The 12,695-nt window shown below is 72.3% G+C and carries 14 protein-coding genes; 6 read left to right on the top strand and 8 right to left on the bottom strand.

Annotation, left to right across the window (positions count from 1 at the left end; all coding sequences use genetic code 11):
* The first annotated feature begins 220 nt into the window (after positions 1 to 220).
* Positions 221 to 376, top strand: a complete 156-nt coding sequence (locus ACIRQ9_RS11680) for a hypothetical protein (protein WP_351328265.1) — start codon at positions 221 to 223, stop codon at positions 374 to 376.
* 72 nt (positions 377 to 448) lie between these two features.
* Here ACIRQ9_RS11680 and ACIRQ9_RS11675 read toward each other — a convergent pair whose 3' ends face one another.
* A complete protein-coding gene (locus ACIRQ9_RS11675) occupies positions 449 to 1,414 on the bottom strand; it encodes an alpha/beta fold hydrolase (protein WP_404170205.1) in 966 nt (321 codons plus the stop codon).
* Between the two features lie 170 nt (positions 1,415 to 1,584).
* On the opposite strand from ACIRQ9_RS11675, the gene ACIRQ9_RS11670 reads away from it, so the two are divergent.
* From ACIRQ9_RS11670 to ACIRQ9_RS11660, 3 genes are all read left to right on the top strand, one after another.
* On the top strand, positions 1,585 to 2,010 hold the full coding sequence (locus tag ACIRQ9_RS11670) for a VOC family protein (RefSeq protein WP_404170203.1): 426 nt from the start codon (positions 1,585 to 1,587) through the stop codon (positions 2,008 to 2,010).
* A gap of 174 nt (positions 2,011 to 2,184) precedes the next feature.
* Positions 2,185 to 2,460 (top strand): hypothetical protein, encoded by a 276-nt coding sequence (locus ACIRQ9_RS11665; RefSeq protein WP_404170200.1) that lies wholly within the window; start codon positions 2,185 to 2,187, stop codon positions 2,458 to 2,460.
* 117 nt (positions 2,461 to 2,577) lie between these two features.
* Positions 2,578 to 2,769, top strand: a complete 192-nt coding sequence (locus ACIRQ9_RS11660; protein ID WP_404170197.1) for a hypothetical protein — start codon at positions 2,578 to 2,580, stop codon at positions 2,767 to 2,769.
* An 18-nt stretch (positions 2,770 to 2,787) separates the two neighbouring features.
* Here the strand turns inward: ACIRQ9_RS11660 and ACIRQ9_RS11655 are convergent, their stop codons facing one another.
* Positions 2,788 to 3,354 (bottom strand): Uma2 family endonuclease, encoded by a 567-nt coding sequence (locus tag ACIRQ9_RS11655; protein ID WP_404170194.1) that lies wholly within the window; start codon positions 3,352 to 3,354, stop codon positions 2,788 to 2,790.
* A gap of 162 nt (positions 3,355 to 3,516) precedes the next feature.
* The gene (locus ACIRQ9_RS11650; protein ID WP_404170191.1) at positions 3,517 to 4,278 is read right to left on the bottom strand and encodes a phosphoglyceromutase; all 762 of its coding nucleotides are present in this window, start codon (positions 4,276 to 4,278) and stop codon (positions 3,517 to 3,519) included.
* A gap of 165 nt (positions 4,279 to 4,443) precedes the next feature.
* Between ACIRQ9_RS11650 and ACIRQ9_RS11645 the strand changes: the two genes are divergently transcribed.
* The gene (locus ACIRQ9_RS11645) at positions 4,444 to 5,829 is read left to right on the top strand and encodes an MDR family MFS transporter (RefSeq protein ID WP_404170188.1); all 1,386 of its coding nucleotides are present in this window, start codon (positions 4,444 to 4,446) and stop codon (positions 5,827 to 5,829) included.
* A gap of 55 nt (positions 5,830 to 5,884) precedes the next feature.
* Here ACIRQ9_RS11645 and ACIRQ9_RS11640 read toward each other — a convergent pair whose 3' ends face one another.
* Together ACIRQ9_RS11640 and ACIRQ9_RS11635 are read right to left on the bottom strand one after the other, a co-directional pair.
* Entirely contained in the window at positions 5,885 to 7,057 is a 1,173-nt protein-coding gene (locus ACIRQ9_RS11640) for a hypothetical protein (RefSeq protein ID WP_404170185.1), read from the bottom strand.
* Positions 7,058 to 7,495: 438 nt separating this feature from the next.
* Positions 7,496 to 7,993: a DUF2000 family protein gene (locus ACIRQ9_RS11635; RefSeq protein ID WP_404170182.1), complete on the bottom strand. Its 498-nt coding sequence runs from the start codon at positions 7,991 to 7,993 to the stop codon at positions 7,496 to 7,498.
* Here ACIRQ9_RS11635 and ACIRQ9_RS11630 point away from each other — a divergent pair.
* Positions 7,992 to 8,801: an AraC family transcriptional regulator gene (locus ACIRQ9_RS11630; protein ID WP_404170179.1), complete on the top strand. Its 810-nt coding sequence runs from the start codon at positions 7,992 to 7,994 to the stop codon at positions 8,799 to 8,801. The two genes, ACIRQ9_RS11635 and ACIRQ9_RS11630, sit on opposite strands and share 2 nt — an antisense overlap.
* On the opposite strand, the gene ACIRQ9_RS11625 is transcribed toward ACIRQ9_RS11630, so the two are convergent.
* The 3 genes from ACIRQ9_RS11625 to mshA form a co-directional block, all read right to left on the bottom strand.
* Complete coding sequence (locus ACIRQ9_RS11625) at positions 8,780 to 10,540, bottom strand: glycosyl hydrolase family 28-related protein (protein WP_404170176.1); 1,761 nt, start codon at positions 10,538 to 10,540, stop codon at positions 8,780 to 8,782. The two genes, ACIRQ9_RS11630 and ACIRQ9_RS11625, sit on opposite strands and share 22 nt — an antisense overlap.
* Positions 10,541 to 10,685: 145 nt before the next feature.
* Positions 10,686 to 11,186 carry a YbjN domain-containing protein gene (locus tag ACIRQ9_RS11620; RefSeq protein WP_404170173.1) on the bottom strand — a complete coding sequence of 167 codons (501 nt, stop codon included), beginning with the start codon at positions 11,184 to 11,186 and terminating at the stop codon, positions 10,686 to 10,688.
* On the bottom strand, positions 11,179 to 12,516 hold the full coding sequence (gene mshA, locus ACIRQ9_RS11615) for a D-inositol-3-phosphate glycosyltransferase (RefSeq protein ID WP_404170170.1): 1,338 nt from the start codon (positions 12,514 to 12,516) through the stop codon (positions 11,179 to 11,181). Before mshA ends, ACIRQ9_RS11620 begins: the two co-directional genes overlap by 8 nt.
* Positions 12,517 to 12,695 lie beyond the last annotated feature (179 nt).

Here is a 12,695-nt window from a genome sequence, read left to right as displayed (position 1 = left end):
GCTCGCGGGGTCGTCGGCGGGGCCCGGGGCTCGCGGGCCGTCGGCGGGGCCCGGGGCTCGCGGGGTGTGGGGCGGGGCCCGGGGGCTCGCGGAGTGTGGGGTGGGCGTGTGGGCGCCACTGTGCGCCGTTGATGCGCCCGGTGAAACGGGCATGAAATGGGCAGGTCATGAGATGGGCAGGGCACCACGCCCCGCCTCTAGGGACCTCTAGGAGGGATCCATGGCCGAATCCCCCAGCACCACGCCCGACCCCACACAGCAGCGCGAGACCGAGCAGCCCGCCGAGATCAAGAACCTTCTCGTCATCGGTGCGTGCGGGTGCGGCTCGGGCTGCGGCTGCGGCTGCCAGTCGGGCAGCCCCTGCCAGTGCGGCTGAGCGCACATCCCAGGTACGGCCAAGGGCCCCCGACTCCGGTCGGGGGCCCTTCGCACGGGTCGAGTACCGCCGTCAGACGGCGGGCAGCGCGTCCAGCCAGCCGACCAGCAACTGGTTGACCTCGTCGGGCCGTTCCTGCTGGATCCAGTGGCCGCAGCCGTCCAGCAGATGCGAGGAGACCAGGCCGGGAAGGGTGACCGGATACGCCGCGACGGCATCGGCCAGCCAGGTCGTGGAGGCGTCCAGGCCGCCGCCGGCGAACAGGGACGGCTGGGGGATCGCGGCACCGTCGTAGGCGGCGAGGTCCTCCCAGTCGCGGTCCATGTTCCGGTACCGGTTGAGCGCGCCGGTCAGCCCCGTGCGCTCGAACTCCCCGGCGTACACGTCGAGATCACGCTCACCGAGCCAGCCGGGCAGCCGGCCCGCGGGGAACCGCTCCCTCAACGTGCCTCCTCCGCCGACGAATTGGGGATCGGGAGCGCCGGGCGCGGGCATGGTGTCGCCGGAGAAGGCGGCGTAGAAGCCCGCGAGCCAGCCCCGTACGTCGGGCTCGATCTCCGCCTCGGCGCGCCCCGCCTCCTGGAAGTACGAGACGTAGAACTCCTCGCCGCCCATTCCCGCGAAGACGTCACTGGGCCGCGGGCCGCCGCGCGGCGCGTACGGCACGCTCAGCAGCCCCACCGCGCGGAAGACGTCCGGCCTGAGCAGCGCGGAGTTCGCCGCGATCACGGAACCCCAGTCGTGGCCGACGACCACGGCCGTCTCCTCGCCGAGCGCCCGCACCACGAAGGCGTTGTCCTCGACGAGTTCGGCCATCCGGTAGGCGTCCGGATCCGCGGGCCCGGCGGACCGCCCGTACCCGCGCACGTCGACGGCGACCGCGCGGTATCCGGCCGCGGCGAGCGCCGGCAGCTGGTGCCGCCAGGAGTACCAGCTCTCCGGAAAGCCGTGCACGAGCAGCACGAGGGGCCCGGCTCCCCGCTCGACGAGATGGATCCGCCGTCCGCCTCCGGAGACGACCCGATGCGTGCCTTCCATGAACCCTCCTCGGTCGCGGCCTCGTCGCCTCACCACGGATCATGGGAGGGCCGCCGCCGGGACCACGAACACATTTGCCGAACCGGCAACCCCGCGACGCGCACCGCCTCGCCGTCCCCGGCCCGAAAAACCGGCGGCCCGCCGCCGACGACCGTTGCTAGGGTGCGCCGATGGCAACGATCAGGCAGGTACAGGTCACCTTCGACTGCGCGGAGCCCGCGCGCGTCGCCCGCTTCTGGTGCGAGGTGCTGGGGTACGCCATGGCGACGCCGCGCGGGTTCGACACCTGGGACGCATACGATCACTCGCAGCCTCCGGAGGAACGGGGATCGTGGGCCGCGTGCGTCGACCCCTCGGGCGCCGGCCCCCGGCTGTACTTCCAGCGCGTTCCCGAGGGCAAGGTCGTCAAGAACCGCGTCCACCTCGACGTACGGGTCGGCACCGGGCTCGTGGGCGACGAGCGTCTGGCCGCGCTCGAAGCGGAGTGCGCCCGCCTGGTCCCGCTCGGCGCGGTACGCGAACGGCTCCTGCACGACGAGAACGACTCGTGCATCGTGATGCGGGACGTCGAGGGCAACGAGTTCTGCCTCGACTGAGCCCCGCCGGGTGGTCAGGACGGGCGGGCGAGGAGGTGCGAGGCTGGGATGAGGGACCCGAGACCCCTCTCCCGGAGTCCCTTCCCCCGGTCCGGAGGCCGCGTCACCGCCGCGGCTCACACCCGGCGCCCCGCGTCCGGGCCGAGCGACCGACCCGGAAGGCAGGTCCGCCCCATGCGCACGTCGACCCGGCTCGCCGGTGCCCTCACCGGCCTGACCCTCACCCTCGGCGGCACGGTCCTCGCCGCGCCCACGGCCCGGGCGGACATCCCCGCCTGCACGCAGATGGCCGAACGGGCCGGTGCCGCCGCCTCCGACGCGGTCACGGCGGCCTGCGGCCGTGGCGTGTCCGGAGACCTTCAGACCTGTGTGACCGGGCTGACCGGAGCCGGGGCGGCGGGCGGCGCCGCGACCGCCGCCTGCCGGGCCGCGGCCCACGAACCGCGCTAGCGCACCCGCCGCGCGGGCCCCACGGGGAGCGCCCATCCTGGGAAGGAGGGCGCGGACGTCACGAGACCCTCGCTCCCGAAGGCCGGACGACGGCGCGCCCGGGAGGCGGAGGACACCATGCGCATACGAAGGATCCTGGGCCTGGCCCTGGCCGCGCTGACCCTGGTCGGCGTGAGCGCCGCCGGAGCCACGTCAGCTCCGAACATCTCCAGGGACGACTGCGCGTCCGCCGGCGGACACATCGTCTCCCGCCCCTACGCCGGCGACGCGTGCGCCCTGCCGGACGGGACGACACCGGCGATCACCTGACGACGAACGGTGCCCGGGTCAGAGCTGGTTGAGGTCGATCTCCACCGGGAACGGGGCCGCCGCCTTGACGGCTCCGGCGAACACGTCACCGTCACGGTAGGTCTTCGTCGCGGGGTCGAGAACGTAGGTGCACACGAGCGGGACGCCCGTCGCGGCCTGCTCGATCCGCCAGTAGAAGGCGATGCCCGCCTTGGCGTACTGATCGACCTTGACGACCCGGTCGGTCGTCTCCGAACCCGGCGACACCACCTCCGTGACCAGCAGCACGTGCTCCGGGCGGGTCGGGCTGATGTCGATCGTGTCCGCGCGGTACACGACGACATCCGGACGGCGACTGGTGAGGGGCACGTCCTGAAGCCGGACATCGAAGTCCGTGTCGGCGTTCCACTCCGGCCCTGCGGCGGCGTCCAGGGCGTTCGCCAGAATCCGAGCGAGCCTGCTGTGCCGCTTCGAGGCGCTCGGACTTACGCCGACCATCCCGTCCACGATCTCGACGTCGACGCACTGCTCCTCGGACCAGGACTCGTAATCCTCGGCCGTGATCTGCTCATGCATCCACGCAGGGGCCACCATCTCGGCCGTCATGAGGCACCTCCCGGACACCGTGCGGCGGGCCCGATCCCGCTGGACTCAGCGGACTGTCCCTCCCTCGAAGCAACGGCCGGTCTCCGCCCGACCACACCCCCGGTCACCAACAAGCCCCCGCCCTGCCAAGACACCACAGGCCGGGGGCTCAACAGGGTCGGGCTACTTCTTCTTGCCCTGGTTCTTGACCGCCTCGATTGCTGCTGCCGCCGCCTCGGGGTCGAGGTAGCGGCCGCCCGGGGTGAGGGGCTTGAAGTCGGTGTCGAGGTCGTAGAAGAGGGGGATGCCCGTCGGGATGTTCAGGGACGCGATGTCGGCGTCCGAGATGCCGTCGAGGTGCTTGACCAGGGCGCGCAGGCTGTTGCCGTGGGCGGCGACGAGGACCGTGCGGCCGGTCAGGAGGTCGGGGACGATGCCGTCGAACCAGTACGGGAGCATGCGGACGACGACGTCCTTCAGGCACTCCGTCTGCGGGCGCAGCTCCGGCGGCAGCGTGGCGTAGCGCGGGTCGTCGAACTGGGAGTACTCGGCGTCGCGGGCCAGCGGCGGGGGCGGGGTGTCGTACGACCGGCGCCACAGCATGAACTGCTCCTCGCCGAACTCCGCGAGGGTCTGCGCCTTGTCCTTGCCCTGGAGGGCGCCGTAGTGGCGCTCGTTCAGGCGCCAGCTGCGGTGGACCGGGATCCAGTGGCGGTCGGCCGCTTCGAGGGCGAGCTGCGCCGTGCGGATGGCGCGCTTCTGGAGCGACGTGTGGACCACGTCGGGAAGGAGGTCGGCGTCCTTGAGGAGTTCACCGCCGCGGACTGCCTCCTTCTCGCCCTTCTCGTTGAGGTTGACGTCCACCCAGCCGGTGAACAGGTTCTTCGCGTTCCACTCGCTCTCGCCGTGGCGGAGGAGGATCAGCTTGTACGGTGCGTCGGCCATGGGTCAGAGCGTAATCCACGGGTTCGGGGCGCAGAGCCGCCGCCCGGAGGCCGTCCCAGCCGTCGGACAGTTGACGGCTTCTGTTAATTGAGTGGCTCAGTTGAGCGGATCAAAAGTAAGGTCCGATCATCACTAGCAGCACTTACGCCTTGCCCTGGGGGAGCCATGCCGTCCGTCGCCCTGCGACGCGCTGTCCGGGAGACCGTAGCCGGTCTGCCCCGTGAGTTCTGGTGGCTGTGGACGAGCACCCTCGTCAACCGGCTGGGCGCCTTCGTCGCCACGTTCATGGCGCTCTACCTGACCCTGGACCGCGGCTACAGCGCCTCCTACGCCGGCCTCGTCGCCTCGCTGCACGGGCTGGGCGGCGTCGTCTCCGCGCTGGCCGGCGGGGTGATGGCCGACCGGCTCGGGCGGCGGCCGACCCTGCTGGTCGCCCAGGGCTCCACCGCGGCGGCCGTCGCCCTGCTCGGGTTCGTCCAGGACCCCGTCGCCATCGCCGCCGTCGCCTTCCTCGTCGGCATGGCCTCCAACGCCTCCCGCCCGGCCGTGCAGGCGATGATGGCCGACATCGTGCGGCCGCAGGACCGGGTGCGGGCCTTCTCGTTGAACTACTGGGCCATCAACCTCGGTTTCGCCGTGTCGTCGATGGCGGCCGGGTTCATCGCCGAGGTCAGCTACCGCGCCGGGTTCCTGATCGAGGCCGGGATGACCGCCGTCTGCGCCGTCCTCGTCTTCGTGAAGCTGCCCGAGTCCCGCCCCGAGCGGATCGCGAGGAGCGCCGGCGCCCCGGACGGCGAGGTGAGCCTGCGGACCGTGGTGCGCGACGGGCGGTACATGGCCGTCGTCGGTCTGTCCTTCCTCGTCGCCCTCATCTTCCAGCAGGGATCGGTGGGACTGCCGGTGGCGATGGGCGAGGCCGGGTTCTCGCCCGCGGACTACGGCATGGCCATCGCCGTCAACGGCGTGCTCATCGTCGTCCTCCAGATCCCCGTCACCCGGGTCATCGAACACCGGGACCCGCGGTCGCTGCTCGTCGTCTCGTCGCTGCTCGCCGGGTACGGGTTCGGGCTCACCGCGTTCGCCGGGTCCGTCGGCGTCTTCGCGCTCACCGTGTGCGTGTGGACGCTCGCCGAGATCGTCAACGCGCCCACCCAGACCGGGCTCGTCGTACGGCTGTCGCCGGTGCACGGGCGCGGGCGGTACCAGGGGATGTACTCGATGTCCTGGTCGGCCGCCGCGCTCATCGCGCCCCTGCTGTCCGGTGTCGTCATCGACCGGTTCGGGGCGCGGTGGCTGTGGGGCGTGTGCGCGGTCGTGGGGACGGCGGCGGCCTTCGGGTACGGGGTCCTCATGCGACGGCTGCCGGACGAACGCACCGGCGAGGAGCGCGTGGTCGAAGGGGGTGTTGTCGTCGGGGAGGCCGTGGTCGGGGAGCGCGGGGGCGGGGAGCGCGGGGGCGGGGAGCGCGGGGGCGCAGGGCGGGTTGCGGCTCGGGAGGACGCGGGCACGGACGCCGTCGAGGCCGGGGGCGGGGCCGAGGCGCTCGCCTGACCGGCCCACGCGCTGTCCCCCGCCCCCGCGGCCCGTCCGCCCCGTCCGGTCCGGCTCAGTTCGTGCAGCCGGTGACCACGACGGCGCTGCCCGCGCAGTTGGTCGGGATGTTGCGGGTGACGGAGGAGGCGGTCACCGTGAACTGGTTCGTCGTGTAGACACCGCCCGGCGCCACCGTGGAGGCGTTGTCGCGGACGTGGCTGTGGTCGAGGGTGACCGAACCGGCGTTGTTGTAGATGCCGCCGGCCCGCGAGGTGCCGTTGCCGTTCGCGCTGTTGCGGAGGATCTCGCTCCCGTTCACGACGAGCACCGCGGTGGTCGTGGAGTTGTGGATGCCGCCGCCGGCTCCCGCGGTTCCTCCGACGACATTGCCGCTGACCTCGGTCTTCTCCAGCCTGAGGTTCGACAGGTTCTGGATGCCGCCGCCGGTGGTGCCGCTGGTCGTGTTGTTCGCGATCTTGCTGTCGCTGAACTCCAGGGTTCCGCCCCCGCCGTTGACGACTCCGCCGCCCGCGACGGCCGACGTGTTGCGCCGGACGAGGCTCGCGTGCACGTAGGCGTTGCCGGACACCCTGGCCAGGGCACCGCCGGCGTTGCGGGCGTGGTTGCGGCTGAACTCGGAGTCGTCCACGCTCAGCGTTCCCCCGGTGTACAGCCCGGCGCCGTTGATCGCGTTGTTGAAGGCGAGCCAGCCGCGTCGTACGACCGCGGTGGCGCCCGCCGACACGGCCACACCGCCGCCGTTGCCCGTCGCGGTGTTGTCGGTCACGTCGACGCCGACCAGCGTGAGCTTGCCGCCGGAGTCGACCAGGATGCCCCCGCCGTCGGCGCCGGTGTTCCCGCCGCGGACGGCCAGGTCCTCCAGGCGGAGGTTGCCGCCGGAGCCTACGTGGAAGATCCGGAAGGCCGCGGTGCCGTTCCCGTCCCGGACGATCGTCGCGCCGTTGCCCCGGACGGTGAGCTTGTCGGTGATGGTCGGCAGGCCCTCACCGCTGGTGTAGGGCGAGGTCAGGTGGTACGTGCAGGCGGACGAGAGGGAGAGGGTGTCGCCCGGTGACGCCGCGACGACGGCGGTGATCAGTGCCGTCGTGCTGCAGGGAACCTGGCTCCCGTCGTCCCCGCCCCCGGCCGCGGCCACGGCCGGGCCGCCCGTCACGCCCGTCGCACTCGCGACGACCGCAGCCGCCACCGCCGTCGCCGCCGTCCTGCTGAATCCGATGAGTCGCATGACATGTCAGATGCGTCGTTCGCCCGGGGAACGGGCGAGTGTGATGATCGGATCACCCGGTCACGCGCCACGATTCCACCGGCCGGTCCAATCCCACGACGCACCCGTACGGCCCTCACCGACACGTCCCGTCCTCCCCAACACATCCGGTCATCGCGGACACGTCCGGTCCTCACCGACACGTCCGGTCCTCGCCGGCACATCCGGTCGTCGCCGACGCGACAGGCTCTCGCCGAGACGTCCGTACCTCACCGACACGTCCGCTCCTCGCAGACGCGAGAAGCTCTCACGGACACGCCCATCCCTCACCGCCGCGCCCACCCCTCACCAACACGTCCACCCCTCACCGCCGCGCCCACCCCTCACCAACACGTCCACCCCTCACCGCCGCGCCCACCCCTCACCAACACGCTCACCCCCCACCGCCGATCCCGCCCCTCACGGATGCATCCGTGCCCCCTTCAGCACCTTGTCCACCCCGTTCCGCGGCCCGTAGACCGCCAGTCCCACCAGGTCCAGCTCCGCCGTCGGGACGGCGCGGACCGCCGCGCGGTTGTCGCGGTCGTTGCCGGTGGTGAAGAGGTCCGCGGTGAACACGGACCGGGGCAGGGACCGGCTCAGGGCGCGCGCGTGCGCCGCCGTCATCGTCTCCTTCGTGCCCTCGAAGACCAGCACCGGCTGCCGGAACATCGGCTGGTACGCCACCCCGTCGGCGTCCTCGTACGGCTCCCCGATCACCTCGGGGACCGCCGTGCCCAGGCCGCTGACCAGGAACGCGGTGACATTGAGGCGCTGCCAGGGCTCCAGGTCGTCACGCAGCAGCACGGCGATCTTGGTGTCGAAACGGACGTCGGACGAGGCGGGGGCGTGGGGCTCAGTGCTCATGCCATGAGACTGCCGATCGCCGTAGGGCCTCGTCTTGTACGTTGTTTGCATGGCCGCCCGGCAGCACCTCACGGAGGAAGTCACCGCCTGGCGCCCCCTGGTACCGGGCGTCACGGAGGTCTTCCACGCGCACTTCACCGAGTACGCGTATCCGATGCACGTGCACGACGCCTGGACGCTGCTCATCGTGGACGACGGCGCCGTACGGTACGACCTGGAACGGCATGAGCACGGCACCCCGGACGACACGGTCTCGCTGCTCCCGCCGCACGTCCCGCACAACGGCTCCCCCGCCACCGCGGGCGGCTTCCGCAAGCGCGTGGTGTACCTGGACGGCACCCTCCTCGGCGACGAGCTGATCGGCGCGGCGGTCGACGGCCCCGACCTGCGCGACCCGCTGCTGCGGCGGCGCGTCGGCCAGCTGCACGCCTCCCTCGCCCGCCCCGGCGACGAACTGGAGGCCGAGAGCCGGCTCACCCTCATCGGCGACCGGCTGCGCGACCTGCTCCGCCCCCGGCTCACGGCACCGCCCAGGCCGCCCGACCCGGTGCTCGCCGGCGCCCTGCGCGACCTGCTCGACGAGCGGGTCGACGAGGGGCTCGCCCTGGCCGAGGCGGCGCGGCTGCTGCACGCCCACCCGGCCCATCTCGTGCGGGCGTTCAGCGGCGCGTACGGCATCGCCCCGCACCAGTTCCTGATGTCCCGCCGGGTCGGCCGGGCCCGCCGGCTGCTGCTCGACGGCGTCCCGCCCGGCGACACGGCCACCGCCACCGGCTTCTACGACCAGGCGCATCTGACCCGGCACTTCAAGAAGCTGGTGGGGGTGACCCCGGGGCGCTACCGGGACAGCGCGCGCTGAGCCTCGTACAGGTTCGGCGGCCGTACCGCGTCCCAGGTGCCGTACAGCTCCAGGCGGGAGTGCAGGTCGCCGGTGAAGTCCGGGACGTCGGTCTGGTCGAACTCGGTCACCTCGTTGAGGCCGACCGTGGCGGACCGGGGGGCGAGGCCGTCGAGGCGCATCAGGCCCGCGCGGCCGTTGGTGACGCGCACGTTCCAGTGGGTGAAGCGGGCGCCGAAGAGCGGTCCGGCGGTGGCGTCGCCGCCGTGCCGGCCGTTGTTGTCGACGGTGATGTCGGTGCGGACGTTGGCGAAGGGCAGGCCGCGGTGGGAGTCGAAGGTGCCCATCCGCATGTCGCCGCGCGACCACACGTTGTGCGAGGACAGGCCCTCGACGTTGATGCCGTGCAGCTGGGTGTCGGGGGGCGCCGGGACCGTGCGCTCCTCGACGGTGAAGTCCTCGACGAGGTTGTCGTGGGAGCCCTCGCGGCAGAAGTAGGGGTGGTGCTCGCCGCGGCCGCCGACGCGGGTGCGGCGCAGGGTGCAGGCGGAGGCGGCGACCAGGCCGAAGCCGTTGTCGACGTTGCGGACCGTGACGTCGTCCACCCAGCAGTCGTAGGCGCACTGCAGGACGACCCCGTTGTAGCCCTTGTCGAGGAGGTGCGGGGACTGCGGGGTCTCCCTCACGTCCAGGGTGAGCCCTTCGACGCCCGAGCCGGTCAGTTCCCTTGCGTGCGTGGTGAGTTGGGGGTTCCACTCCGGCCTGAGGTCCAGCGGGAGGGGGCGTTCCAGGGTCACCCGGTGTCCGCGCACGGAGGTGACGCGGACGGGCCACTCGTAGGGGACGTAGGAGAGCAGCTTGGTCTTGTCCTCCCAGTAGTACGCGGCCGGGCCGGGGCCGTCGCCCGACATGTGCTGGAGGAGGGTGTGGGCGGTGTCGTCGGCGACGCGGAGCAGGACCAGGCGGCCGGGGCGCAGCCGGGACGGGTCGGTGACGGTGATCGTCCACTGGCCGCGGCGGGCCGGGGCGACCGAGGTCAACTGCTCCCATTCGTCGCGCTTGTTGCCGGTCCAGCCCTCGAACGGCCAGTCCTGCCCCTTGATCGCGGCCGTCAGCGAGTCCCAACGGGCCTTGGGCGCAAGCCAGATCAGGCCGCCGGCCCAGGACCACGCCGACTTGGTGCCGCCGTAGCGTGAGCCGTAGGGGCCGATCAGCTCGGTGAGGTTCTTCGTCGCGTACAGCGTCGTACGGCCGCTGCCCGCGCCGCGCAGCACCACGTCGTCGTAGGCGAGGTGGATCAGGCCGTCGATGCGGAAGGTGCCGGGCGGGATGGTGACCGTGCCACCGCCGGCCCCGGCGGCGGCGGCGATGGCACGGTTGATCGCGGGGGCGCAGTCGGTGACGCCGTCGGCCACCGCGCCGTACGCGCGGACGTCGGCCACCACCGGGAGGCGGTGGATCCGGGCCGCGCCGGCCCGGCCGACGTACGGGATCTGCGGGTGGGTGAAGGGGGTGCGGGTGAACTCCCGCCATAGGCTGGGTACTTGATGGCCTGACGGGCCATGTGCGCCGGACGGGCCGGAGGTGTTCGGGGCGCCGGGCGGGCCGGAGGTGTTCGGGGCGCCGGGCGGGCCGGAGGCGCTCGGGGCGGCGGACGTGTCCGAGGCGCGGGCGGGGGTGCCGGTGACGGCGGCGGCGGCGACCGCCGTGGCGCCGGCGAGCAGGCTGCGTCTCGTCATGCCGTGGTGCGCGGTGCTCATTCCGTACGTCCTTCCCATGGCGGCTCTTCGTGGCGACTTTTCATGGTTGTGAACGTTGTTCATATGCGCGTCGGCCGCGAGCATGCCATGACACCCGGTCGCCGCGAAAGAGTCGCGCGAGGGCCAATCGGGTCTGGACCTGAAGTCAGTCGGTCGGGCGCTCGATCAGGTGCGTGAACGCGTCCAGGTTCCGCGTCGACTCGCCGCGGGACACCCGCCAGGCGTACTCCTTGCGGATCGCGGCGGCGAAGCCCATTTCCAGGAGGGTGTTGAAGGCACCGTCGGCCGCCTCCAAGACCTGGCCGAGCAGCCGGTCGATCTCGTCCGCGGTCACGGAGGCGAGCGGGAGGCGGGCGGTGACGTAGATGTCGCCGAGCCGGTCGACGGCGTAACTCACGCTGTAGAGCTTGAGGTTGCGCTCCAGGAGCCAGCGGTGGACGGCCGGTTCGTTCTCGTCGGGGTGCCGGATCACGAAGGCGTTCAGGGAGAGGGAGTGGCGGCCCACGAGGAGGGAGACGGTCGTCCGCAGCTTGCGGGTGCCGGGCAGCTGTACGACGTAACTGCCGGGATCGGGGCTCTCCCACTCCAGTTCGGCGTCCTTCAGGACCGCCTCGATGACCTGCGCGGCCTTGTCGACATCACCCATGGGCCGAGCGTACGCGACGGCGGTGGGACTGGGTCGCGGCCGAGTAGACCTCGGCGGTGGCGGCGGCCGAGGTGTCCCAGCCGAAGCACTGGGCGTGCCGGGCGGCGGCGTCGCCGAAACGGTTCGCCAGGGACGGGTCGTCGGCGAAACGGCACAGCACGCGCGCGTAGTCGGCGGGATCGTGACCGCGCACCAGGAAGCCGGTCTCGCCGTCCCGCACCGCCACCGGCAGACCGCCGACGGAGGCACCGAGGACCGGGGTGCCGGCCGCCTGCGCCTCTATCGCCACCAGGCCGAAGGACTCGCTGTAGGACGGCATGACGAGGACGGAGGCGGCCCGGAACCAGTCCGCGAGCTGCTCCTGGCCGACCGGCGGCCGGAACCGGACGACGTCCGCGATGCCGAGCCGCGCGGCCAGCTTCTGCAGGCCCTCCGGCTTGGCGAGCCCGCTGCCGCTGGGGCCGCCGACGATCGGCACGACGATCGAGGAGCGCAGCTCGGGCCGCTCGTCGAGGAGCACGGCCACCGCCCTGAGCAGGACGTCGGGAGCCTTCAGTGGCTGGATGCGGCCCGCGAAGAGCGGGATCAGCGCGTCCTGCGGGAGGTCCAGGCGGGCACGGGCGGCGGCACGGCCGTCGGCGGGGCGGAACCGGTCGAGGTTCACGCCGGGGTGGACGACGGCGACCTTGGCCGGGTCGGCGCGGTAGTGGCGGACGAGTTCGTCGGCCTCCTCGGAGGTGTTGGCGATCAGCCGGTCGGCCGCGGAGACGATCTGGGTCTCGCCGATCACGCGGGCGGCGGGCTCGGGGGTGTCCCCGTCTGCCAGGCTGGCGTTCTTGACCTTGGCCATGGTGTGCATCGCGTGCACCAGCGGAACGCCCCAGCGCTGGGCGGCGAGCCAGCCGACGTGGCCGGAGAGCCAGTAGTGCGAGTGGACCAGGTCGTAGTAGCCGGGGCGGTGGCCGGCCCAGGCCTGCATCACGCCGTGCGTGAAGGCGCACAGCTGGGCCGGCAGGTCCTCCTTGGCGAGGCCTTCGTAGGGGCCGGCGTCGACGTGCCGGACGAGGACTCCCGGGGCGAGTTCGACGGTCGGCGGAAGGCCGCCGGAGGTGGCCCGGGTGAAGATCTCGACGTCGATGTCGATCGCGGCCAGGCGCTGCGCCAGCTCGACGATGTAGACGTTCATGCCGCCGGCGTCGCCGGTGCCCGGCTGGTGGAGCGGCGAGGTGTGCACGGAGAGCATGGCGACGCGACGCGGACGGCGGCTGCGGAGAAGCCGGGCAGCAGCCGACGGGGAGCGTCGCCCGAGCCTGCTGACGTACTGGCTCACGTGGCGGTCCTCCTTGGTGCGGGCATGCCTAGGGGAGGGTGTGGGGCCCCTCAGGGGATGCAACGCGGAGCGCTCGATCCCCATTCCTGGGAACAGGGTTTTTACCGGGGAATTACCTGTGCTCGCTCAACCGTTCGAGGGCGGGACGCGTAGGGGGACGCGCACACTTACCCTCGTAC

This window comes from Streptomyces sp. NPDC101237, assembly GCF_044767465.1.
In the GTDB taxonomy this organism is placed as follows: Bacteria; Actinomycetota; Actinomycetes; order Streptomycetales; family Streptomycetaceae; genus Streptomyces; species Streptomyces gramineus.
Note: the sequence above shows the minus strand (reverse complement) of the source record. Positions and strands in the feature narration are given on the sequence as shown.

What these genes read in the sequence shown, in the direction of transcription:
- ACIRQ9_RS11680 (WP_351328265.1), top strand. Translation starts at nt 221, where the DNA reads ATGGCCGAATCCCCCAGCACCACGCCCGACCCCACACAGCAGCGCGAG.
- ACIRQ9_RS11675 (WP_404170205.1), bottom strand. Translation starts at nt 1,414, where the DNA reads ATGGAAGGCACGCATCGGGTCGTCTCCGGAGGCGGACGGCGGATCCAT.
- ACIRQ9_RS11670 (WP_404170203.1), top strand. Translation starts at nt 1,585, where the DNA reads ATGGCAACGATCAGGCAGGTACAGGTCACCTTCGACTGCGCGGAGCCC.
- ACIRQ9_RS11665 (WP_404170200.1), top strand. Translation starts at nt 2,185, where the DNA reads ATGCGCACGTCGACCCGGCTCGCCGGTGCCCTCACCGGCCTGACCCTC.
- ACIRQ9_RS11660 (WP_404170197.1), top strand. Translation starts at nt 2,578, where the DNA reads ATGCGCATACGAAGGATCCTGGGCCTGGCCCTGGCCGCGCTGACCCTG.
- ACIRQ9_RS11655 (WP_404170194.1), bottom strand. Translation starts at nt 3,354, where the DNA reads ATGACGGCCGAGATGGTGGCCCCTGCGTGGATGCATGAGCAGATCACG.
- ACIRQ9_RS11650 (WP_404170191.1), bottom strand. Translation starts at nt 4,278, where the DNA reads ATGGCCGACGCACCGTACAAGCTGATCCTCCTCCGCCACGGCGAGAGC.
- ACIRQ9_RS11645 (WP_404170188.1), top strand. Translation starts at nt 4,444, where the DNA reads ATGCCGTCCGTCGCCCTGCGACGCGCTGTCCGGGAGACCGTAGCCGGT.
- ACIRQ9_RS11640 (WP_404170185.1), bottom strand. Translation starts at nt 7,057, where the DNA reads ATGCGACTCATCGGATTCAGCAGGACGGCGGCGACGGCGGTGGCGGCT.
- ACIRQ9_RS11630 (WP_404170179.1), top strand. Translation starts at nt 7,992, where the DNA reads ATGGCCGCCCGGCAGCACCTCACGGAGGAAGTCACCGCCTGGCGCCCC.
- ACIRQ9_RS11635 (WP_404170182.1), bottom strand. Translation starts at nt 7,993, where the DNA reads ATGCAAACAACGTACAAGACGAGGCCCTACGGCGATCGGCAGTCTCAT.
- ACIRQ9_RS11625 (WP_404170176.1), bottom strand. Translation starts at nt 10,540, where the DNA reads ATGAGCACCGCGCACCACGGCATGACGAGACGCAGCCTGCTCGCCGGC.
- ACIRQ9_RS11620 (WP_404170173.1), bottom strand. Translation starts at nt 11,186, where the DNA reads ATGGGTGATGTCGACAAGGCCGCGCAGGTCATCGAGGCGGTCCTGAAG.